The sequence below is a fragment of the Mycolicibacterium aurum genome (genome assembly GCF_900637195.1).
GTDB lineage: Bacteria > Actinomycetota > Actinomycetes > Mycobacteriales > Mycobacteriaceae > Mycobacterium > Mycobacterium aurum.
In genome coordinates, this window is sequence record NZ_LR134356.1 from 5,172,408 (window position 1) to 5,193,160 (window position 20,753).

The following is a 20,753-nucleotide window of genomic DNA, read 5'->3' on the forward strand; positions in this document are numbered from 1 at the left end:
CCACAGTGCATGCCTCGATTTGACCCTCTGCCCGACCGCCGGCCCGCTCTGGTCGCAGGCGCCTCGTCCGGAATCGGCGAGGCCACCGCGATCGACCTTGCCGCGCGCGGCTTTCCGGTTGCTCTGGGCGCCCGCCGGGTCGAGAAGCTGGAGCAGATCGTCGACAAGATCCGCGCCGACGGCGGCGAGGCGATCGCGGTGCATCTCGACGTCACCGATCCCGACTCGGTGAAGGCGGCCGTCGAGCAGACCACCTCCGAGCTCGGCGACATCGAGGTACTCGTCGCCGGCGCGGGTGACACCTACTTCGGCAAGCTCGACGCGATCAGCACCGAGCAGTTCGAGTCGCAGATCCAGATTCATCTGATCGGGGCCAACCGGGTGGCCACCGCGGTACTGCCCGGCATGATCGAACGCCAGCGCGGCGACCTCATCTTCGTCGGCTCCGACGTGGCACTGCGCCAGCGTCCGCACATGGGGGCCTACGGTGCGGCCAAGGCAGCACTGGTCGCGATGGTGACCAACTACCAGATGGAGCTCGAGGGCACCGGCGTGCGGGCATCGATCGTGCACCCCGGTCCGACCAAGACCTCGATGGGCTGGAGTCTGCCCGCCGACCTGATCGGACCTGCGCTCGAAGACTGGGCCAAGTGGGGTCAGGCCCGCCACGACTACTTCCTGCGCGCAGCCGACCTGGCCCGCGCCATCACCTTCGTTGCCGAGACCCCGCGCGGCGGCTTCATCGCGAACATGGAACTGCAGCCCGAAGCCCCGTTGAACAGCGCTCCCGCGGACCGTCAGAAACTCACCCTGAACGAGGAGAACCTGAACTCGTGACCACTGCCACCGTCCCCCGCGTATCCGGCGGCGAGGAAGAAGAACACGGCCACCTCGAAGAGTTCCGCACCGACCCGATCGGCCTGATGAAGCGGATCCGAGACGAGTGCGGGGATGTCGGCTGGTTCCAGCTGGCCGACAAGCAGGTGGTGATGCTGTCCGGCGCGGAGGCCAACGAGTTCTTCTTCCGCTCCAGCGACAGCGAGCTCAATCAGGCCGAGGCCTATCCGTTCATGACGCCGATCTTCGGTGAGGGTGTGGTGTTCGACGCCGATCCGGAGCGGCGGGCGGAGATGCTGCACAACACCGCGTTGCGCGGCGAGCAGATGAAGGGCCATGCGGCCACCATCGAGAACGAAGTCCGCAGGATGATCGAGAACTGGGGTGACGCAGGTGAAATCGATCTGCTGGAGTTCTTCGCCGAGCTGACGATCTACACCTCGACGGCCTGCCTGATCGGCCTGAAGTTCCGCAACCAGCTGGATTCCCGGTTCGCGAACTACTACCACCTGCTGGAGCGCGGCACCGACCCGCTCTGCTACGTAGACCCCTACCTGCCCATCGAGAGCTTCCGCATCCGCGACGAAGCCAGGGCCAATCTGGTGGAGTTGGTGCAGGAGGTCATGAACGGCCGAATTGCCAACCCGCCCACTGACAAGAGCGATCGCGACCTGCTTGACGTGCTGGTCTCGATCAAGGACGAGGACGGCAGCCCGCGTTTCTCGGCCAACGAGGTCACCGGCATGTTCATCTCGCTGATGTTCGCAGGCCACCACACCAGCTCGGGCACGTCGTCGTGGACGCTCATCGAGCTTCTGCGCCACCCCGACTACTACGCCCAGGTCCAGCAGGAACTCGACGACCTCTACGCCGACGGCCAAGAGGTGAGCTTCCATGCGCTGCGCCAGATCCCGAAGATCGACAACGCACTGAAGGAGACGCTGCGGCTTCATCCGCCGCTGATCATCCTGATGCGGGTCGCCCAGGACGAGTTCGAGGTGGCCGGGCACGAGATCCACAAGGGACAGATGGTGGCCGCGTCGCCCGCGATCTCCAATCGGATCCCCGAGGACTTCCCCGACCCGGACCACTTCGATCCCGACCGCTACGAGAAGCCGCGGCAGGAAGATCTGATCAACCGGTGGACGTGGATTCCGTTCGGGGCGGGCAAGCACCGCTGCGTCGGCGCCGCGTTCGCGCAGATGCAGATCAAGGCGATCTTCTCGGTTCTCCTTCGTGAGTACGAGTTCGAGATGGCGCAACCGCCCGAGAGCTACCGCAACGACCACTCCAAGATGGTGGTCCAACTCGCGCGTCCGGCAAAGGTGAAGTACCGCAAGCGAATCAAGGACTGATCCCATGGGCAGCTACCGCGTGGAACTAGACGAGGACCTGTGCCAGGGCCACGCCATGTGCGAACTGGAAGCCCCGGATGTGTTCCGCGTGCCCAAGCGGGGCGTGGTCGAAATCCTGGACTCCGAACCCCCCGACGACCTTCGCGACGCCGTGGAGATGGCGGTCGATATGTGTCCCACCCGTGCTCTATCCATCACCGAGAAATAAGGAGCGACATGGCCTCACGTGAGCAGTTGGAAGATTGGGTCGAGCGCTGGTTGCAGGCCAACCGCGACGCCGAAGAGGCCGGTGACTGGAAGCCGATGGCCGAGTTCTACACCGACGACGCGACATACGGCTGGAACATCGGCCCCAAAGAGGACGTCATGTGCGTCAACAAGGACGAGATCCGCGACGTGGCACTGGGCTTGGAGATGGAGGGCCTGGAGAACTGGGTCTACGAGTACCAGAAAGTGCTGATCGACGAGAAGCAGAACGAGATCGTCGGATTCTGGAAGCAGATCGCGAACAAGAGCGACGGCACGCGCGACGAGATCTACGGCATCGGCGGCAGCTGGTTCCGGCTCAACGACCAACTGCTCATCGAGTGGCAGCGCGACTTCTTCGACTTCGGCCACGTGCAGAAGGCGTTCATCAAGCTGATCGAATCGGGCGACCTCACCCCCACCATGCAGAAGCGGATCGAACGCTCGATCGCAGGCGAGAAGCTGCCCGGGTACTACCCGCTCGGCGAGGCACCCGTTCCCATTTGGTAAGTCACACCACCAAGCGGTTGCTTGGGGAGGCTGTGATGTGGCTAACTAGAGCCTCTAGTCTGGAACTAGGGGCTCTAGTCGAAAGCAGGAGAGATGAAGACCAAAGGCGCTCTGATCTGGGAATTCAACCAGCCGTGGACGATCGAGGAGATCGAGATCGGTGACCCCGTCAAAGACGAGGTCAAGATCCAGATGGAAGCCTCGGGCATGTGCCACTCCGACCACCACCTGGTGACCGGGGACATCCCGATGGCGGGCTTCCCCGTCCTGGGCGGGCACGAGGGCGCCGGCGTCGTCACCGAGGTGGGCCCGGGCGTCGAGGGCCTGGAGCCCGGCGACCACGTCGTGCTGTCGTTCATCCCGTCCTGCGGTGCGTGCCCGTCGTGTCAGGCCGGTCTGCGCAACCTCTGCGACCTCGGCGCCATGCTGCTGCAGGGCACCGCTGTCTCCGACAACACCCACCGCATCCACTCGGCCGACGGCACCCCCGTCATCCCGATGACCCTGCTCGGCACCTTCAGCCCGTACATGGTGGTGCACAAGAGCTCGGTCGTGAAGATCGACCCGTCCATCCCGTTCGAGGTCGCCTGCCTCGTGGGCTGCGGCGTGACCACCGGCTACGGCTCCGCGGTCCGCAGCGCCGACGTCCGCCCTGGCGACGACGTGGTGATCGCCGGAATCGGCGGCGTGGGCATGGGAGCGCTGCAGGGCGCCCTCAATGCCGGCGCACGCAACATCTTCGCCATCGACCCGGTCGAGTGGAAGCGTGATCAGGCCCTCAAGTTCGGCGCCACCCATGCCTACCCCGACATCTTCTCCGCCATGGCCGGAGTCGCCGAGGTCACCCAGGGCCGGATGTCCGCCAAGACCATCATCACCACCGGTGAGCTCCACGGTGAAGAGATCGACAACTACCTCAACATCACCGCCAAGGGCGGCACCTGTGTGGTGACCGCGGTGGCCAACATGGCCAAGTCCGACGTGACGCTCAACCTGTCGATGCTGACCCTGCTGCAGAAGAACCTGCAGGGCACCATCTTCGGTGGCGGCAACCCGCACCACGACATCCCCCAGCTGCTGTCGATGTACAAGGCCGGCCGGCTCAACCTCGACGACATGGTCACCCGGCAGTACAAGCTGGAACAGATCAACGACGGCTACAAGGACATGCTGGAAGGCCGCAACATCCGCGGCGTCATCCGCTACACCGACGCCGACCGGTAGGCCGCCGTGACCGAAACGACCCAGGAGCTGTCACCGGTTGTCGCGGCGTCGCAGAGTTCGTGGCGGTGCGTGCAATCCGGTGATCGCGAAGGCTGGCTGGCGCTGATGTCCGACGACATCGTCGTCGAGGATCCGATCGGTGAGGCCGTCACCAATCCGGACGGCACCGGTGTGCGGGGGAAGGAGGCCCTCGCGGCGTTCTACGACGCCAACATCGGACCCAACCAGCTGCGTGTCACCTGCGAGGAGACGTTCCCGTCCAGCAGCCCGAGCGAGATCGCCTACATCCTGGTGCTGCAGACCACGTTCCCGAACGGGTTCGTGGCCACGGTGCGCGGGGTGTTCACGTATCGGGTTGACGACGCCGGGCTGATCACCAACCTGCGCGGCTACTGGAACATGGACGCGATGACGTTCTCCGAAGCGGAGACGACGCATTAGCCCAGCTGCTCTGGCGGGCCGCGGCGCAGTCGTCGTCGGCGGCACCCGCGGGGTCGGCCTCGCGGTCGCCGAACTGCTGGGGTCCCTCGGCGCCGGCGTCGTGGTCAACGGTCGCGACGCAGAGGCCGTGTCCGCAGCGGCACAACGCGTTCCGGGTGCTGTCGGGCAGCCGGGGTCACCGGCTGATCCGACAGTCGCCGACGCACTGATCGACCGGTGCGCCCGGGAGTTCGGCAGCATCGACATCCTCGTCAACTGCGCGGGCACTGCCGAGCCGGTCGGGTCGTCGATCCTGAACGTCACCACCGAACAGTTCCGCGACCTGATGGACGCCCACCTGGGCACCGCCTTTCAGACGTGCCGCGCGGCCGCTCCCCGGATGGCGGACCAGGGGTCGGGTGTCATCGTCAACACGAGTTCGTTCGCGTTCCTCGGCGACTACGGTGGCACGGGCTACCCGGCGGGCAAAGGGGCGGTCACCAGCCTCACGCTGGCCATCGCCGCCGAACTCAAGGAGTACGGCGTCCGCGCGAATGTGGTGTGCCCCGGCGCGAAGACCCGGCTGTCGACCGGCCCCGAGTACGAGGCACACATCGCCGAGTTGAACCGCCGGGGTCTGCTCGACGAGATCAGCACCCAGGGTGCTCTCGACGCGGCCCCACCGGAGTACGTGGCGCCGACCTACGGGTACCTCGTCAGCGATCTGGCCAAGGACATCACGGGCCAGATCTTCATCGCCGCAGGCGGATTCGTCGGCCGGTTCGATCGCCAGACCCCGTCGATCGTGGCGTACCGCGGGCACCACGACGAACCGCCGTGGACCATCGACGAGATCGCGGCGCAGCTCACGCGGTAGGCAGCCGGTGGTCGCGGAACTGCTCACGCAGCGCGAGCTTGAGCACCTTGCCCGTCGCGGTGTGGGGCAGCTCGTCGACGAAGACCACGTCATCGGGTAGCCACCACTTCGCGACCTCACCGGCGAGATACTCCAGGATGTCCTCGCGAGTGGCGCTGTGGCCCTTCCGCAGGACCACGATGAGCATCGGCCGCTCCTGCCACTTCGGGTGCGGCACCCCGATCACGGCGGCCTCGGCGATCGCCGGGTGCCCCATGGCGGCGTTCTCCAGGTCGATCGAGCTCACCCACTCCCCGCCCGACTTGATGACGTCCTTGGCGCGATCGACGAGCTGCAGGTAACCGTCGGGGTCGATGGTGGCGACGTCTCCGGTGGGGAAGAAACCCTCGTCATCGAGCTTGTCGCCGCCCTCGCCCTTGAAGTAGCCGCTGGCGATCCAGGGCCCACCTACCCAGACTTCACCGAAAGCCTTGCCGTCCCATGGCAGTCGGGACCCTTCGTCGTCGACGATCTTCAGCTCGACGCCGCAGATACCCCGGCCCTGCTTGAGCCGGATCTGCGCCTGCTCCGCGGCGGACAGGCCGTCGTGCTTGGGCAGCAGCCGGCCGATCACACACAGCGGACTGGTCTCGGTCATCCCCCAACCCTGCATCGCCTCGGCGCCGAAGTCTCGGTCGAAACGTTCGATCATCGACAGCGGCAGCGCGGCTCCCCCGGTGCCCGCGATTCGCAAACCCAGTTCATGCGGGTCGATCTCGGGGTGCTCGTCGAGGTAGGAGAACAGCATCATCCACACCGTGGGCACCCCCTGGCTCTGGTTGACGCGCTCCGTCCTCATCAGCGAATAGACGGATTCACCGTCCAGATGCGGACCGGGCATCACCAGCGTGGCGCCGACCATCGCCGCGGTGTAGGGCGTGCCCCACGCGTTGGCGTGGAACATCGGCACGACGAGCAGGATCCGTGACCCGCTGTGGATGTCGTTGTTGTCCCGCGCCGCCGCCATCAACGTGTGCAGCATCGTCGAACGGTGCGAGTACAGAACGCCTTTGGGGTTTCCGGTGGTGCCGGAGGTGTAGCACAGCGACGACGCACTCCGTTCGTCGAACTCGGGCCAGTCATAGTGGGTGGATTGCGCGCCGATCACGTCGTCCCAGCACAACAGTCGTCCGTCGGGGATGGCGGGGATGTCGGGCATGTGTTCGCGATCGGTCATCGCGACGTACGTCTGCACCGTGTCCAGTTGCGGTGCCAGCTGCTGCACCAGCTCGGCGAAGGTGACGTCGAAGAACAGGACCCGGTCCTCGGCGTGATTGACGATGTAGACGATCTGCTCGGGGAACAGTCGCGGGTTGACGGTGTGCATCACCGCACCCGAGCCCGAGACACCGAAGTACAGCGCGAGATGGCGGTCGCTGTTCCACGCCAGCGTGGCGACTCGGTCGCCCTGCTGCACACCGAGTTCGGCCAGCGCGTTGGCGACCTGCTTCGACTGCTCGCTCACGCCGCGCCAGGTGGTGCGGCGGACCGGACCTTCGGGAAGCCGGGACACGATCTCGACCTCGCCGTGAAACGCCGCGGCGTGCTCGATCAACGACGAGATCATCAGCTGCCTGTCCTGCATCAGTCCGAACATGACACCACGCTAGCCAGCGATGAGGGACGAAAGGCACTTTCGATCATGGCCGCAGCCACCTACCCTCGGAATCAGCGACGGATGCCAGGACTGGTTGCGTTCATTTCCGCCGTCAGATGGCCGTTGGTGCAACTGTGGTGTTAAGCAGCCAGCATCAGACTGGCCGCCGTCGCTCTCGTTGTCCGACCGTGCGCAGTCCCGGACAACCCCGCCGCGACGGTGGGTAGCGTGTGCGTCATGGCGACCGTCTTCACCAAGATCATCAACGGCGAGATCCCCGGCCGATTCGTCTACGAGGACGACGACATCGTCGCGTTCCTGACGATCGCGCCCATGACGCAGGGCCACACGCTGGTCGTGCCGCGCGCCGAACTGGACAACTGGCAGGACATCGAGCCCGCGGTGTTCGCCAGGGTCATGGAGGTCGCCCAGCTCATCGGGAAGGCGGTCTGCAAGGCCTTCGACACAGAGCGATCGGGTGTCATCATCGCCGGGCTGGAAGTGCCGCACCTCCATGTGCACGTGTTCCCCGCGCGCAACCTGTCCGACTTCGGTTTCGCCAACGTCGACCAGAACCCGTCGGCCGAGTCGCTCGACGAGGCTCAGGCCAAGATCAAGGACGCGCTGGCGCAGTTGCGCTGACCGGCAGTGCGGTCTGCTTCTCGCGCGGGCTCTCGTCGGCCGCCTCGGCGAAGCGCGGCAGGGAGACCCGGAATCGGCAGCCAGAGCCGGGGGCGGTGCTGACGCTCACCCGGCCGCCGTGCGCGTACACCAGCGAGTCGACGATCGAGAGGCCCAGGCCCGTGCCACCGCTGGCGCGCGTCCTCGAGGAGTCCGCGCGGTAGAACCGTTCGAACACCCGCTGGGCATCCTCTGGACTCATGCCGGGCCCCTCGTCGCAGACCTCGACAATCGTGTTGTCGTCATCGGTGCCGACCCTCACCGTGACGCCTGCGGTGTCGGGGGTGTGCTGCAGGGCGTTGGCCACCAGATTCGACAGCACCTGCCGCAGCCGGGGCTCGTCGCCGAGGACCTCGGGGGTTCCGGGGCCGTCGAAGACCTCCATCCGGATGCTGCGCTGTGGGGCGATGGACTGGGCGTCGTGCACCGTGTCACTGGACAGCGCCAGCAGGTCCACCCGGCGCTGCTCCAGCGGCCGCTGCGCGTCCAGCCGGGCGAGCAGCAGCAGGTCCTCGACCAGCAGTCCCATTCGGGCCGACTCACTTTCGATGCGGCTCATCAACATCTCCACATCGCGCGCGGCGCCCTGGCGGTACAGCTCGGCGAATCCGCGGATCGTCGTCAACGGGGTCCGCAGCTCATGGCTGGCATCGGTGATGAAGCGCCGCATCCGCTCCTCGGACGTGCGCGCCTGTTCCGCCGACGATTCCGACGACGCCATCGCGTGCTGGATCTGGGCGAGCATTCCGTTGAGCGCCAGCGACAGCCTGCCGACCTCGGTACGTGGGTCACGTTGTGGCACACGGCGGTCCAGTTGCCCCGCCGCGATGGCCGCCGCGGTCTGCTCGACCTCCGCGAGTGGGCGCAGGCTGCGGTGCACGACGGCATAGCCGGCGATCCCCAACACGAGCAGGACAGCGGCTCCGATGCCGACCTGTGTGTATACCAGCGACCGGACCGTCGACTTCACGTTGGACAGGTCGACCGCCACTGTCGTGAGTTCGCCGCGCAGCCCGCGCACTGTCATCGCCCGCCACTGCTCGTCGGGGTGATCGACCGAACCGACGGTCACGGGTACCGGCCCGACGTCGTTGTCCGCGGGCAACGCGGGCTCGTGGTGACGGTCGTTCACCGCCATCCACACATGACCGTCTGGATCGATGCCCCGGACATAGAAGTCCGACGGCGGCCGCGCCGGATTCGGATCGTCGACCGTCACCGTCGGAAGCCGGCGGGGCACCTGGGCCCAGCCGCGCGACGCGTCGAGCAATGTGTCGTCGACGCGGTTCATCAAGCTGTGCTGCAGGATCGTGGTCACCGCGATGCCGGACGCCAGCAGACCGCACGCCACCAACAACAGCGTGGCGGCCACCAGCCCGACACGGAGCGGGATACCGCGGGCTAACAGCCTCGTCTCACCAGCCACGACACCATTGTGGTCCTCAGCGGGGCTCGCGGAGGACATACCCGACACCCCTCAGGGTGTGCAGCAGCCTCTTGTCGCCGGTGTCGATCTTGCGGCGCAGGTAGGAGACGTAGGACTCGACGACGTTGACATCGCCACCGAAGTCGTAACGCCACACGTGGTCGAGGATCTTGGGCTTGGACAGCACGGTGCCCGCGTTGATGATGAAGTACCGCAGCAGCGTGAACTCCGTCGGCGACAGCGACACCGGCTCGCCGGCTTTCCACACCTCGTGGGTGTCCTCGTCGAGCTCGATGTCGGCGAATGTGAGACGCGACGGCCGCGGCTCCTGGACGCCTCCGCCGGACCTGCGCAGGACGACCCGCAGCCTGGCGACGACCTCTTCGAGACTGAACGGCTTGGTGACGTAGTCGTCGCCGCCGAGGGTCAGGCCCGCGATCTTGTCCTGCAGCGAGTCCCGTGCCGTCAGGAACAGCGCCGGCGCCTCGATGCCGTCGGCGCGCAGCCGACGCAGCAGTCCGAAGCCGTCCATACCGGGCATCATCACGTCAAGGATGATCGCGTCGGGCCGGACTTCGCGCGCCTTGTCCAGCGCGGCGGGGCCGTTCGTGGCGGTGTGGACTTCGAAGCCCTGGAACTTCAGACTCACCGAGAGCAGTTCGACGATGTTGGTCTCATCGTCGACCACTAGTACGCGAGCCTCGGGGACGTTGTCTGGTACCGGCATAGCCATGGGTTTTGATACTTCTCCGTCCAGTTGGAAATGTGCTGCACACTAGCTGTGCACTTCCTGTGAATCTGTGCTTGCGCTGTCCATAGACTGAGCGGATGAACCTCGGCAAATCCCTCACAGACCTGGCCTTCGCGCCGGCGCGGGCCGGGCTCGCGGTCGCCGACGCCGGTCTCGGCGTTGCCAGTGGCGCGTTGGCGGTGGCCCGCCGGAGCCTGGGTGAGTCCAGGGACGGGACGCAGACCCCGACGTCGTTCGCGTCAATGCTCGGGGTCCAGGATGCCGTCGATCGCGCGAACAGGCTCGCCAAGTTGATGGACGAGGACCAACCATTGGGGCGGGCTCTGGCCCCGGACGGTCCGATCGACCGGCTGCTGCAGCCTGGCGGGGTGGTGGATCGGCTGACCGCTCCCGGCGGCGTGCTGGACCGGTTGACGCAGGAGAACGGCGGGCTGATGCGCGCCATCGAACCGGGCGGGCTGGTCGATCAGCTGCTGTCCGAGGAGGGCCTGGTCGACCGGCTGCTCGCCGAGGACGGCGTCGCCGACCGACTCTTCGCCGAGGGTGGCGTGGTCGACACCCTCACCGCCCGCAACGGGCCGCTTGAGCAACTCGCCACGGTCGCGGACACCCTCAACCGCCTGGCACCCGGACTGGAAGCTCTGGAGCCGACGATCGAGGCACTCCGCGAAGCGGTGATCGTGCTCAGTCAGGTGGTGAACCCGCTGAGCAACATCGCCGACCGGATCCCGTTCCCCGGCCGACGCCCTCGGAGCCGTCCGATCAACCGGCCGGTGACCCCGCAGCGGGTTATCGACGTCGACGAGTAGGCGATAAGATCTGACGCGTCCGAACGGACACGCCTCCTTAGCTCAGTGGTAGAGCGTTCGCCTTGTAAGCGGAATGTCATCGGTTCAATCCCGATAGGAGGCTCCACTATCCGGCGATCGCCAGTTGTCGGAGGCCGACCGTACATTCGAGAGCGTGAGAGAGTGCCGCGGCTGCGGTGCACCACTTCTCAAGCGCAGCCAGAAGATCTACTGCAGTAACGCGTGCCAGGCCTCGGCTCGGCGCAACACCGGTACCCAGCGCTGGCTCGAATCCGGCGAAGCGCTCGTCGGCACCACCAGAGGTCATTACATCCGGCTGTATCTCGCCGCAGCTCAGTCCGGCTGCTGTGCCATCTGCGGCGGTGCCGCTGTGTGGCTGGGCCTGCCCCTCGCATTCGTCATCGACCACATCGACGGCAATCCCACCAACAATCACCGGGAGAACCTCCGGCTCCTTTGTCCCAACTGCGACTCGCAGCTGCCGACGTACAAGAGTCGCAACCGAGGCAAGGGGCGCCACTACCGCCGCCAGCGATACGCTGACGGTCAGTCCTACTGAGAGACCGGTCAGGTTGCTGTACACAGCACTCGTGGACGTTCGCAAGTCTTTGTAGACGAACGTCGTTCGGCATGAAAGGGCATGACCATGAAACGCCGAGTACCGAAGGTCGCCGACCTCGCGCCGCTGATGCAGTTCAAGAAGCCCCAACTCAACGCCAAGACCCGCCGCCTGGAGAAGGCGCTGACCATCGAGGACCTGCGCCGCATCGCCAAACGCCGCACCCCCAGGGCGGCGTTCGACTACACCGACGGTTCCGCGGAAGCCGAACTGTCGATCGCCCGGGCCCGACAGGCGTTCTCCGACATCGAATTTCAGCCCGCTATCCTGCGCGACGTCTCCACGGTCACCACCGGCTGGCAGGTGCTCGGCGCCCCGGTCGCGCAGCCGTTCGGCATCGCACCCACCGGGTTCACCCGCATGATGCAGACCGAGGGTGAGGTCGCCGGGGCCCGCGCCGCGGGCCGGGCGGGAATACCATTTTCGTTGTCCACCATGGGAACTGCCTCCATCGAGGACGTCGCCGAGGCCAACCCGCAGGGCCGGAACTGGTTCCAGCTCTACATGTGGAAAGACCGTGACCGCTCCATGGCGCTGGTGGAGCGCGCCGCCGCCGCCGGCTACGACACGCTGCTGGTCACCGTCGACGTGCCCGTCGCGGGTGCGCGCCTGCGGGACAAGCGCAACGGCATGTCGATTCCGCCGGCGCTGACCCTGGGCACCGTCATCGACGCTCTGCCCCGCCCCCAGTGGTGGATCGACTTCCTGACCACCGAACCGCTGGCTTTCGCCTCACTGGACCGATGGTCGGGCACGGTGGCCGAGCTCATCGACACGATGTTCGACCCGACCGTCACCTTCGACGACCTGGCGTGGATCACCGCCCAGTGGCCGGGCAAGGTCGTGGCCAAGGGCATCCAGACGGTTGCCGATGCCCGAAAGGTCGTCGACATCGGGGTGGACGGCATTGTGCTGTCCAACCACGGCGGCCGCCAGCTCGACCGCGCACCGGTGCCTTTCCACCTGCTTCCCAACGTCGTCGCCGCCGTCGGCAACGAGACCGAGGTCATCCTCGACACCGGCATCATGAGCGGTGCCGACATCGTCGCCGCCGTCGCTCTCGGCGCCCGGTTCACCCTCGTCGGCCGCGCCTACCTGTACGGCCTGATGGCCGGCGGTGAAGCGGGGGTCGACCGCGCCATCGCGATCCTGTCCGAACAGGTGGCCCGCACCATGCGGCTGCTCGGCGTGACCTGCCTTGAGGAGCTCACGCCGGCCCATGTCACCCAGCTCATCCGGCTCGCCCCGCGACAGCAGCTGGTAAACCTTGAGGTGAGGTAGCCCGACGTACACCGTCGACAGCGCCCGGAATCTGAGATAACGCCCACGACAATCCCCGCCCAGTTTCAACATGGGCCGACCGAGGCAATACTTCACTCCGAACGGTTCGGCACGAATCAACCATGCGAAGGCGGAATTTTGTCTCAAGCGGCGGAGTCGGATGCTGAGGACTCGGGCAACGAGGCCCCCGAGATCACCTTCGACGAACATCTGCACCCCGCACGACCCCGGTCTTTGCGCTACCGGCCCCGTGTGCGGACCCCCTTCACCCGGCGCTCTCTGGCGCGCGACGGCTCACCCACCGCGGAGAATCCGGCTTACGTGTCCTGGCTGATCAGCCAGTCGATGCTCGCCGATGCCAACGAGATCAGCCAGCAGTTCTCCGGCCAGGGCTCGATGTGGCAGAACCCCTATGCGGAGCCGAGCGCGCGCGGCGCGGTCGAGACGGCCTCGGTGTGGTTCACCGCGTACCCGCTGTCGCTGATCACCAGGCCGAACGAGTCGTTCCTCAAGGCCATGGCCGATGCGGACATGTGGAAGGCATTTTCCGAGATCGGGATCGAAGCCGTCCACACCGGACCGGTGAAGCGCGCGGGTGGTATCTCCGGCTGGGAGCTGACCCCCAGCGTGGACGGGCACTTCGACCGGATCAGCACCGAGATCGATCCCGCGTTCGGCACCGAGGAGGACTTCCGCACGATGTGCGGTACCGCCAACTGGTACGGCGGCACCATCATCGACGACATCGTTCCCGGTCACACCGGTAAAGGAGCCGACTTCCGGTTGGCCGAGATGAAATACGCGGACTATCCCGGCATCTATCACATGGTCGATGTGGACCCCCGCGACTGGGAGTATCTGCCCGACGTGCCCGCGGGTGCGGACTCAGTCAACATCGACGCCGCCACCGAGGAGTGGCTGGACAAGGCGGGCTACATCATCGGCCCGCTGCAGCGCGTCATCTTCTACGCCGAAGGCGTCAAGGAGACGAACTGGAGTGTCACCCGCCCCGTGGTCGGCATCGACGGGGTGGAACGGCGCTGGGTGTATCTGCACTACTTCAAGGACGGACAACCGTCGATCAACTGGCTGGATCCTTCTTTCGCGGGCATGCGACTGGTCATCGGCGATGCGCTGCATTCCCTGACCGATCTCGGTACCGGCGGCCTGCGCCTGGACGCCAACGGGTTCCTCGGTGCCGAGAAGACCGCCGCCGAGGACAGCACCGCATGGTCTGAGGGCCATCCGCTCTCCGAGGCAGCCAACCACCTGATCTCGAGCATGGTGCGCAAGGTCGGGGGGTTCACCTTCCAGGAGCTCAACCTCACGATCGACGACATCCGGGCCATCGGCGAATCCGGCGCCGACCTGTCCTACGACTTCATCAACCGCCCCGCCTACCATCACGCGCTGGCCACGGCCGACACCGAGTTCCTGCGCCTGACGCTGCGCACCACGCTCGAGCTCGGCGTCGACCCAGCCTCACTGGTGCACGCGCTGCAGAACCACGACGAGCTGACCTATGAACTGGTGCACTGGTCTACCGGTCACCGCGACGACGTCTACACCTACAAGGGCGAAGAGATCACCGGCGAGGCGCTCGGCGACACCATCCGCCGCGACCTCAGTGACCAACTCACCGGCGAAAACGCGCCGTATAATTTGGTTTTCACGACAAACGGGATCGCCTGCACCACCGCGACGGTCATCGCCGCGACCCTGGGGATCTCGTCGTTGGACAGCATCGACGACCCCGAGCAGATCGACAGGATCAGGCGCGCACACCTGCTGATGGTCATGTTCAACGCACTGCAACCAGGGGTTTTCGCGCTGTCCGGCTGGGACGTGTGCGGTATGCTCACCCTCCCACCCTCCGACGTCAGCGAGTTGCTCCGCGGCGGCGACACCCGCTGGATTCACCGAGCTGCACACGATCTGATGGGCGTCAACCCCACCGCCACCCGGTCTCCGGCCGGAATGCCAAGGGGCAGAAGCCTGTACGGTTCCATCCCCGATCAGCTCGCGGAGGACGACAGCTTCCTGCGCCAGCTGCAGGCGATCTTGAAGGTCCGCTCGCACTACGGGATCGCCACCAGCCGCCAGATCGACATTCCCGAGGTGTCCCACCGCGGCATGCTGGTGCTCGTCCACCAGCTCGACGACCCCGGCCGGTACCAGCTCACCGTGCTGAACTTCGCCAACGAGGACGTCGCGGGTACGGTGCGGTCGCTGAAGCTGCCGTCGGGCAGCGAGGTGTCCGACATGTTCTCGGGCAGGCACCTGGCGACGGTGGACGATCTGCACAGCTTCGGCGTCGAACTTGCCGCACACCAGGGTCTCTCGCTGCTGGTCGAGGCTCCGCCGGAACATCCCGAGGTGGACTGACCGGGCGCGGCAGGCCGCCGGACCACCGCTCCTCATCTACTATGTAGCTACGTAGATTGCGTCGACCGTCGACGCCGTGACGTCAATGCTGGGAGGAAGCCGTGCCGACGCCCCGCCGCAGCCGGTTCGCTGTCCTGCTCACCGTCGCCGCGATCAGCCTTCTTGTGATCTCCCAGAGCGGCTCGCCCGTCACCATCGATCGGCAACGCGCGGCAACGCAGGATTTCACGGCCGAGCCCGTCACGGAACAGCCTGCGCCCCTGGCCATCACGATCCACACCGGCGGTGGCGAAGACGGTGTGCGCCCCGTCGACTCGGTCCGCGTCACTGCCGACTCGGGCACGTTGACCGCCGTCGAGATGACCAATGAGCAGGGCAGGCGGGTCAAGGGCGCGATGGGACCGGACGGCCGCGACTGGCGGCCCGCCGAACCGCTCGGCTACGGACGCACCTACACACTGAAAGCCACCGGCCGCGGCACGGATTCGGCCGTCAGGACCGAGGTGTCCCGCTTCTCGACCGTCACGCCGAGCAGTCAGACCGCCGTCACCCTGTCGGGCACCTCCGGGGTCGAACTCGCCGATGGCGCAACATACGGCGTCGGCATGGTGGTCGTCGCCCGGTTCGACGACGACATCCCGGATCGCGCGGCGGCAGAGCGGGCGCTGCGGGTCACCACGTCGCCTCAGGTCGAGGGCTCCTGGCACTGGGTCAACGACCGCAGAGCCCACTGGCGTCCCCGCGAGTACTACCCGCCCGGCACACAGGTCACCGTCGACGCCGGGATATACGGCGCCGATCTGGGCGACGGCGTGTACGGGCGGGACGACTCCATGGTCCGCTTCCGGATCGGCGACTCCCGCGTGTCGATCGCCGACGATGTCACCAAGCAGGTCAGCGTGTTCCACAACGGCCGGCTGATCCGGACCATGCCGACATCCATGGGCCGCGGCGGCACCGAAACGGTGGGCGGTAAGACCATCGCGTTCTGGACGCAGGCCGGCACCTACACCGTGATGGACAAGGCCAATCCGGTCCTGATGGACTCCTCGACCTACGGGCTTCCTGTGGAGTCGGCCTCGGGCTACCGCATCAGCGTCCCGCACGCGGTCCGGATCAGTCCCGACGGCATCTACCTGCACGAGCGGGAAGCCACCGTGTGGGCTCAGGGCAACACCAATGTCTCCGCCGGATGCCTGAACCTCAGTGCCGAAAATGCGGAATGGTTCTATGAATTCGCCCAACCAGGTGATGTGGTCGAGATCCGCAACACCGGTGGTGAGCCCCTCAAACAGGAGCAGAACGGCGACTGGTCGCTGTCCTGGGAACAGTGGAGTCAGGGCAGCGCGCTGCGCAGTTAGTTAAGGTCGAACAATGCAGCAGCGAGGATTCGGAGACCTGGAAGCCGCGGTCATGGACCGTGTGTGGGCCAGCGATCACGAGATCACGGTGCGCGCAGTGTTCGACGAGATGAGTACCGAGCGTGAGATCGCCTACACCACCGTCATGTCCACGATGGACAACCTTCATCGCAAGGGCTGGCTGGAGCGGCGACGGCTCGGCAAGGCCTACAGCTACTGGGCGACGATGACGCGTGAGGAGCGGTCCGCGGCGCTGATGCGCGACGCCTTCCACTCCGGTGGCGACACCGATCTGGTGCTGAACTTCTTCCTGCAACAGATCAACGAAGACGAGTCCGCCCGCCTGCGCGCCGCGTTGCGCAAGGTCACCCGCCGCTCTTCCACGTCATGACTGCCGCGCTCTGCCTGCTCGGCTACTCGGCAGCCCTGGTCTGGTTCGCGCCGGCAGCGCTGAGGCACGTGACACGACGGGGACTGAGTCCCCGTCTGGCGGTGACCGTCTGGCTGGCGACGATCGCGGTCGCCGTCGGCGGTTGGACCGTCGGCTTCGCCGGGATTCTGCGCGACGTGCTGAGCCATCATCCGGTGCACCCGGTGCTGGGATTGTGCACCGATGCGGTTCTGGCGCTGCACCACCTGGGCTGGGGCGGCGACGTTGCCCTCGCCGCCATCGGACTCTGTTGCGGTGCAGTGTCGTTCATCATGGTCCGGCGAATCGTCAATGCGCTGCAACGACTGTGGCGTCGCAGCGTCGAACACGCACACGCGGCGTACATCCTCGGCTCCCCCACCCACCGACCGGACGTCGTGATGGTGCGGACGAACCACGCCGCCGCGTACTGCGTGGCCGGACGACCGGACGCCATCGTGGTGACCAGCGGCGCGGTGCAGGCCCTGTCCGAGCCCGAGCTGGCCGCAGTGCTCGACCACGAACGCGCCCACCTGGCGGGACGGCATCCCCAGCTGATGATGCTGCTGCGCGCATTCGCCGCGTCGTTACCCGCGCTGCCGCTGTTCCCCGCGGCGGTCGCCGCGGTGGGCCGCCTGGTCGAGATGTGCGCCGACGACTCCGCAGCGCGCCGTCACGGTCGCGGACCACTGCTGGGCGGACTGGTGGCACTGGCCGATCCGGCGCACACCGGCGGACCGGCGCTGGCCGCTGCCGACACGGCCGTCGTGGCCCGCGCCGAACGCCTTGCCGCGCCTCCCCGGCGGGGCCCGCTGGTGCGTGAGCAAGTGCTGCTGTCTGCGATCTTGGCGGCGCTGGTCCTCTCACCCGTCGGGCTCGCGCTGATCTGCCACGCCTGACCTGACATGACCACGGTCCTCACCCTCGGCGGACTCAACTACGGCACCAACGACCACGTCGGAGCTGCGCTGCACGGCTACGCACGCAAGTCCAACCGGGTGATCGTGAAGTATCCCCAGGCCGCGTCGGCCTCGTCGATCCCTGCCGGCGTCGAGGCGCTCGCGCTCGCGCTGCGGTCGGCACTCGCAGGCACCACCGGACCCATCGACGTCGTCGCGCACAGCCAGGGCGCCGAGGTCGTCTCCGAGTGGCTCAGCCGGTACGCGGCCCGACCTGACGCCCCGCCGGCCGAGCGGGTGCGGTTCATCCTGCTGGGCAATCCGCGGCGGCGATACGGCGGCGCGGGTAAGCGCGGGTTCGACGGCAGACCGCTGCCCCGGACACCGGACGACACCCAGTACACGGTGCTCGACGTGGCGCGATCTCACGACGGCTGGTGCAACAACGACGCCTGGCCGGAGAAACTCACCCTGGCATGGAAAGCCGTACTCCTGGCAGGCAGGATGGCCGACCATCTCGACTACAGCCGGGTGGACATCGCGTCCGCCCGGGTGCGGGCCCAGGTCGGCAACACCACCTATTACGTCGCGCGATGACGCTCGACCGGCGGCCGGCGACGATGACCGGTCGCGGGTTCGGTGACGCATTGCCGACGCGGTGGGCACCCACGAAAGGCACTGCAAAGCCGGGACCAGCAGCACCAGATTCATTTGCTGCAGAACCCCGACAAGCTGACCAGGTCAGGGAAAGGTGCATGGTCACAGTAACGAAACGAAAGCCGCAGCGATTTAACCTTTTGCTCGCTGAGGCCTCGCCGATGCGATTGAATGTTCGGTGACGCGGGGGCGTTCACGCTTTGATCGAAGGGATTTCATGGGTGCCGCAGCGTATGTCGGCCGGGTCGGCGGTCTAGCCGTCACACTGGGCGTCGGATCAGCCGTTCTTCTCGGCCAGGGCACGGCATGGGCCGATGACACCGGGTCAGCCGCCTCGAAGTCGTCGGTCTCCGCCGCGTCCAGCACGGACAGCGACGCGAAGGACACATCGGACGCTGCCGAGAAGCCGGCCAAGACGTCGTCCGGAACGGCCGCCGACGACACGGACGACCCCGAGCAGGACGCGGACGCTGACGCTGAGGCGGAACCTGACGACGCCGCGGAATCAGAGAACGCCGAGGCGGACGCCGACGAGGACGCCGACGAGGATGTCGAGTCCGGCCAGGGCGCCGCTTCGGGCGAAGACGCCGACCCCGACGAGGATGTCGAGGCCGAGCCCGAGCCCGAGCCCGAGGCCGAGGCCGAGGATCCGGACGGAGCCAGCCCGGTAAAGACCCCGTCTTCCACCAAGTCCGGCGACAAGGCGGTCGAGACCGCGAGCGCGACGAAGACCCCCGACGAGTCCACCGCCGCGGTCAAGACCAGGAAGTCGGACGACCCTGCCGCGCCGCCGCGGAAGTCCCAGACCGTCACGGTGCCCACGACCACGACCACCGCCACGACCACGTCGGCGAAGACCGACTCGGCGACCGTGTCTCCGACGGTCGCCGCACTGCTGACCACCGAGCAGGACCAGGCCGCGGCGGCGAAGAAGCCGAACCTGATCACGGCGGTCGTCAACGTCGTCAACAGCATGATGGACTGGGCGCGCCAGAAGGCCGACGCCCAGCCCGGTGATGCTCCACAGCCTCCGTTCCTGTGGGCGCTGCTCGCCTTCGCGCGGCGCGAACTCGACACCCTCTTCGCGGCACGCAGCACCACCACGGCACCCCGCTCGGCCGCCGTCACCCCGACGAGCCTGGCGCTGACAGACGGGGCGACCACCGCCGCCGTGGTGCCCTCGTACTCGCCGTGGCTGAACCCGCAGGTCAGTCCGTCGACGAACTTCGTCAGCTGGGTCACCGGCAGCACCGTCTACAGCGACAAGCTCCTCGCCAACACGCTCGGGCGCTACCAGGTGTACGGCACCGACGTCGGCGTCATCTGGGACAACGGCATGGTCGACGACCCGACCACGCCGTACAACGAGCACCAGGTGCTGATCGCCGTCGGTGACACTTTCGGCGGGCCCAACATGACCGGCAGGCACATTTACAACACCCTGTTCCGCAGCTCGGACCGAGATCTGTCCGACGGCATGACCATCCCCAACGGGGAGTGGTACACCGGCAACATGTTCGGTGGCGCCCCGCTGTCGGGTGCGACGCAGGCCCGCCCGATCATCAACCGGCCGTCGTGGCTTCCGAACTCGGTGACGCTCATCCCGACGGCCGGCGTATCGGTGCCCACCGAGGTCACCGACGAGACGCCGTTCGGCACCATCCAGTACGTGAACTTCATGTCGGTGTCCAAATGGGGCTCGTCGGGCCGCTGGACCACCAACTACTCGGCCACGGCGTACTCCTACGACAACGGCGAGAACTTCACCGTGGCACCCGAAAGTGTGCGCTACAACTCGTTTTTGAGCGGCAACCGCAATTTCCAGCAGTCGGCGTACGTCAAGGGCGACGACGGGTACGTCTACGTCTACGGCACGCCCAACGGTCGCCAGGGCGCCGCATACCTCGCGCGCGTGAAGTCCGACGACGTCCTCAACGTCTCGCAATACGAGTACTACAAAAAGGCGTCGTCGGGCTGGTTCGGGAGCACACCCGCCCGGTGGGTCAAGGGCAGTCCGTCGTCGGCGTCGGCGATCATCGGCAAATCCGGCGGGTTCTTCGGCTTCACCAAACCCGGTTACACCGTCAGTGAGATGTCGGTGCAGTACAACTCGTACCTGAAGAAGTACATCGTGCTCTACGGCGACCAGTCCAACAACATCGTCATGCGCACGTCCGACACCCCCGAGGGCACCTGGTCCGACGCGACGGTCCTGATGACCCAGCAGAGCGGGGGCATCTACGCGCCGATGCTGCATCCGTGGTCGCCGTCGACCGAGGGCAGCGGTTCAGACCTCTACTGGAACCTGTCGCTGTGGTCGGACTACAACATCATGTTGATGCGCACCGACCTCAGCAAGCTCTGATCGGC

At 66.5% G+C, this 20,753-nt stretch carries 20 protein-coding genes and 1 tRNA gene; 18 read left to right on the forward strand and 3 right to left on the reverse strand.

All coding sequences use genetic code 11. The features are described 5' to 3' along the window. Positions 1 to 9: 9 nt before the first annotated feature. From EL337_RS24455 to EL337_RS24485, 7 genes are all read left to right on the forward strand, one after another. Positions 10 to 837 (forward strand): SDR family oxidoreductase, encoded by an 828-nt coding sequence (locus tag EL337_RS24455; protein WP_048633623.1) that lies wholly within the window; start codon positions 10 to 12, stop codon positions 835 to 837. Then, positions 834 to 2,192, forward strand: a complete 1,359-nt coding sequence (locus EL337_RS24460) for a lanosterol 14-alpha demethylase (RefSeq protein WP_048633624.1) — start codon at positions 834 to 836, stop codon at positions 2,190 to 2,192. Before EL337_RS24455 ends, EL337_RS24460 begins: the two co-directional genes overlap by 4 nt. Positions 2,193 to 2,196: 4 nt before the next feature. Further along, on the forward strand, positions 2,197 to 2,400 hold the full coding sequence (locus EL337_RS24465; protein ID WP_048633625.1) for a ferredoxin Fdx: 204 nt from the start codon (positions 2,197 to 2,199) through the stop codon (positions 2,398 to 2,400). 8 nt (positions 2,401 to 2,408) lie between these two features. Continuing rightward, on the forward strand, positions 2,409 to 2,948 hold the full coding sequence (locus EL337_RS24470) for a nuclear transport factor 2-like protein (RefSeq protein ID WP_048633626.1): 540 nt from the start codon (positions 2,409 to 2,411) through the stop codon (positions 2,946 to 2,948). Between the two features lie 93 nt (positions 2,949 to 3,041). Beyond that, on the forward strand, positions 3,042 to 4,172 hold the full coding sequence (locus EL337_RS24475; RefSeq protein ID WP_048633627.1) for an NDMA-dependent alcohol dehydrogenase: 1,131 nt from the start codon (positions 3,042 to 3,044) through the stop codon (positions 4,170 to 4,172). A 6-nt stretch (positions 4,173 to 4,178) separates the two neighbouring features. After that, positions 4,179 to 4,613 carry a nuclear transport factor 2 family protein gene (locus EL337_RS24480; RefSeq protein WP_048633628.1) on the forward strand — a complete coding sequence of 145 codons (435 nt, stop codon included), beginning with the start codon at positions 4,179 to 4,181 and terminating at the stop codon, positions 4,611 to 4,613. Positions 4,614 to 4,623: 10 nt separating this feature from the next. Continuing rightward, complete coding sequence (locus EL337_RS24485; RefSeq protein ID WP_083443151.1) at positions 4,624 to 5,469, forward strand: SDR family NAD(P)-dependent oxidoreductase; 846 nt, start codon at positions 4,624 to 4,626, stop codon at positions 5,467 to 5,469. On the opposite strand, the gene EL337_RS24490 is transcribed toward EL337_RS24485, so the two are convergent. Beyond that, positions 5,459 to 7,105: a long-chain-fatty-acid--CoA ligase gene (locus tag EL337_RS24490; RefSeq protein ID WP_048633630.1), complete on the reverse strand. Its 1,647-nt coding sequence runs from the start codon at positions 7,103 to 7,105 to the stop codon at positions 5,459 to 5,461. The genes EL337_RS24485 and EL337_RS24490 overlap by 11 nt on opposite strands. A gap of 237 nt (positions 7,106 to 7,342) precedes the next feature. Here EL337_RS24490 and EL337_RS24495 point away from each other — a divergent pair, with 237 nt between their 5' ends. Then, on the forward strand, positions 7,343 to 7,747 hold the full coding sequence (locus EL337_RS24495) for an HIT family protein (RefSeq protein WP_048633631.1): 405 nt from the start codon (positions 7,343 to 7,345) through the stop codon (positions 7,745 to 7,747). Here EL337_RS24495 and EL337_RS24500 read toward each other — a convergent pair. Further along, positions 7,719 to 9,251 carry a sensor histidine kinase gene (locus EL337_RS24500; RefSeq protein WP_083443155.1) on the reverse strand — a complete coding sequence of 511 codons (1,533 nt, stop codon included), beginning with the start codon at positions 9,249 to 9,251 and terminating at the stop codon, positions 7,719 to 7,721. The two genes, EL337_RS24495 and EL337_RS24500, sit on opposite strands and share 29 nt — an antisense overlap. Continuing rightward, complete coding sequence (locus EL337_RS24505; protein WP_048633632.1) at positions 9,229 to 9,945, reverse strand: response regulator transcription factor; 717 nt, start codon at positions 9,943 to 9,945, stop codon at positions 9,229 to 9,231. Before EL337_RS24505 ends, EL337_RS24500 begins: the two co-directional genes overlap by 23 nt. A 95-nt stretch (positions 9,946 to 10,040) precedes the next feature. On the opposite strand from EL337_RS24505, the gene EL337_RS24510 reads away from it, so the two are divergent. The 10 genes from EL337_RS24510 (at position 10,041) to EL337_RS24555 (ending at position 20,748) form a co-directional block, all read left to right on the forward strand. Beyond that, complete coding sequence (locus EL337_RS24510; RefSeq protein WP_048633633.1) at positions 10,041 to 10,772, forward strand: hypothetical protein; 732 nt, start codon at positions 10,041 to 10,043, stop codon at positions 10,770 to 10,772. Between the two features lie 31 nt (positions 10,773 to 10,803). Continuing rightward, positions 10,804 to 10,878 (forward strand) — tRNA-Thr (locus EL337_RS24515). Positions 10,879 to 10,926: 48 nt separating this feature from the next. After that, a complete protein-coding gene (locus EL337_RS24520; protein WP_048633675.1) occupies positions 10,927 to 11,331 on the forward strand; it encodes an HNH endonuclease signature motif containing protein in 405 nt (134 codons plus the stop codon). 87 nt (positions 11,332 to 11,418) lie between these two features. Further along, positions 11,419 to 12,672 carry an alpha-hydroxy acid oxidase gene (locus EL337_RS24525; RefSeq protein ID WP_048633676.1) on the forward strand — a complete coding sequence of 418 codons (1,254 nt, stop codon included), beginning with the start codon at positions 11,419 to 11,421 and terminating at the stop codon, positions 12,670 to 12,672. 138 nt (positions 12,673 to 12,810) lie between these two features. Continuing rightward, the gene (gene treS, locus EL337_RS24530) at positions 12,811 to 15,057 is read left to right on the forward strand and encodes a maltose alpha-D-glucosyltransferase (RefSeq protein ID WP_048633634.1); all 2,247 of its coding nucleotides are present in this window, start codon (positions 12,811 to 12,813) and stop codon (positions 15,055 to 15,057) included. 101 nt (positions 15,058 to 15,158) lie between these two features. After that, a complete protein-coding gene (locus EL337_RS24535; RefSeq protein WP_048633635.1) occupies positions 15,159 to 16,418 on the forward strand; it encodes a L,D-transpeptidase in 1,260 nt (419 codons plus the stop codon). A gap of 13 nt (positions 16,419 to 16,431) precedes the next feature. Beyond that, on the forward strand, positions 16,432 to 16,809 hold the full coding sequence (locus EL337_RS24540; protein WP_048633636.1) for a BlaI/MecI/CopY family transcriptional regulator: 378 nt from the start codon (positions 16,432 to 16,434) through the stop codon (positions 16,807 to 16,809). Next, entirely contained in the window at positions 16,806 to 17,726 is a 921-nt protein-coding gene (locus tag EL337_RS24545) for a M56 family metallopeptidase (protein ID WP_048633637.1), read from the forward strand. The genes EL337_RS24540 and EL337_RS24545 overlap by 4 nt, the downstream gene beginning before the upstream one ends. A 6-nt stretch (positions 17,727 to 17,732) precedes the next feature. Beyond that, entirely contained in the window at positions 17,733 to 18,323 is a 591-nt protein-coding gene (locus tag EL337_RS24550; RefSeq protein ID WP_048633638.1) for a PE-PPE domain-containing protein, read from the forward strand. A 277-nt stretch (positions 18,324 to 18,600) separates the two neighbouring features. Next, on the forward strand, positions 18,601 to 20,748 hold the full coding sequence (locus EL337_RS24555) for a glycoside hydrolase family 183 protein (protein WP_048633639.1): 2,148 nt from the start codon (positions 18,601 to 18,603) through the stop codon (positions 20,746 to 20,748). Positions 20,749 to 20,753: the final 5 nt, after the last annotated feature.

Bases quoted from the DNA above. Each gene is read 5' to 3' on its own strand.
- EL337_RS24455 (WP_048633623.1), top strand. From the start codon at position 10: ATGCCTCGATTTGACCCTCTGCCCGACCGCCGGCCCGCTCTGGTCGCA.
- EL337_RS24465 (WP_048633625.1), top strand. From the start codon at position 2,197: ATGGGCAGCTACCGCGTGGAACTAGACGAGGACCTGTGCCAGGGCCAC.
- EL337_RS24470 (WP_048633626.1), top strand. From the start codon at position 2,409: ATGGCCTCACGTGAGCAGTTGGAAGATTGGGTCGAGCGCTGGTTGCAG.
- EL337_RS24475 (WP_048633627.1), top strand. From the start codon at position 3,042: ATGAAGACCAAAGGCGCTCTGATCTGGGAATTCAACCAGCCGTGGACG.
- EL337_RS24490 (WP_048633630.1), bottom strand. From the start codon at position 7,105: ATGTTCGGACTGATGCAGGACAGGCAGCTGATGATCTCGTCGTTGATC.
- EL337_RS24495 (WP_048633631.1), top strand. From the start codon at position 7,343: ATGGCGACCGTCTTCACCAAGATCATCAACGGCGAGATCCCCGGCCGA.
- EL337_RS24500 (WP_083443155.1), bottom strand. From the start codon at position 9,251: ATGTCCTCCGCGAGCCCCGCTGAGGACCACAATGGTGTCGTGGCTGGT.
- EL337_RS24505 (WP_048633632.1), bottom strand. From the start codon at position 9,945: ATGGCTATGCCGGTACCAGACAACGTCCCCGAGGCTCGCGTACTAGTG.
- EL337_RS24510 (WP_048633633.1), top strand. From the start codon at position 10,041: ATGAACCTCGGCAAATCCCTCACAGACCTGGCCTTCGCGCCGGCGCGG.
- EL337_RS24525 (WP_048633676.1), top strand. From the start codon at position 11,419: ATGAAACGCCGAGTACCGAAGGTCGCCGACCTCGCGCCGCTGATGCAG.
- EL337_RS24540 (WP_048633636.1), top strand. From the start codon at position 16,432: ATGCAGCAGCGAGGATTCGGAGACCTGGAAGCCGCGGTCATGGACCGT.
- EL337_RS24545 (WP_048633637.1), top strand. From the start codon at position 16,806: ATGACTGCCGCGCTCTGCCTGCTCGGCTACTCGGCAGCCCTGGTCTGG.
- EL337_RS24550 (WP_048633638.1), top strand. From the start codon at position 17,733: ATGACCACGGTCCTCACCCTCGGCGGACTCAACTACGGCACCAACGAC.
- EL337_RS24555 (WP_048633639.1), top strand. From the start codon at position 18,601: ATGGGTGCCGCAGCGTATGTCGGCCGGGTCGGCGGTCTAGCCGTCACA.